Here is a 475-nt window from a genome sequence, read left to right on the forward strand (position 1 = left end):
CGGTAAGAATCCTGATGAATTTGCTTACGGACTTTATGATGTGTTAATTGATGGTATTCCTGCTGAACACACAATTGTTAATGTACCTGAAAATATTGATATTATTCCTGCTACTGTTGATATAGTAGGCTTTGATTTTGAGGTTATTGGCAATAGCAAGAAGTACCCTAGACCTTTCGAATTGATGTATAAGGGAATTAATCACCTTAGAAGCCAATATGACTTTATATTGATAGATACACCGCCTAGCCTTGCTTTAATGGTAGGTAACGTATTTACGGTAGCTGATGGGGTATTGATTCCATATGCACCCGAAACATACTCTATGAGAAGTCTTATTAAAGTTATCGAGACTATTCAAGACTTCAAAGATACCTACAATCCTGATTTGCAATTACTTGGTGTAGTAGCTACTCTAGTGAAAACTGTAACTACTTTGCATACTGAAATATTGGACGAGACTAGAAAATACTTA

General features: G+C 35.4%; 1 protein-coding gene. It reads left to right on the top strand.

Features of this window, described 5'->3' with window-relative positions:
- The coding region (locus R0J88_RS18780) for a ParA family protein (protein ID WP_410900695.1) at nt 1-475 on the top strand (475 nt) is incomplete at both ends.

Origin of the sequence: Pseudoalteromonas sp. SIMBA_162 (assembly GCF_046535955.1) — a bacterium.
Lineage (GTDB): Bacteria > Pseudomonadota > Gammaproteobacteria > Enterobacterales > Alteromonadaceae > Pseudoalteromonas > Pseudoalteromonas marina.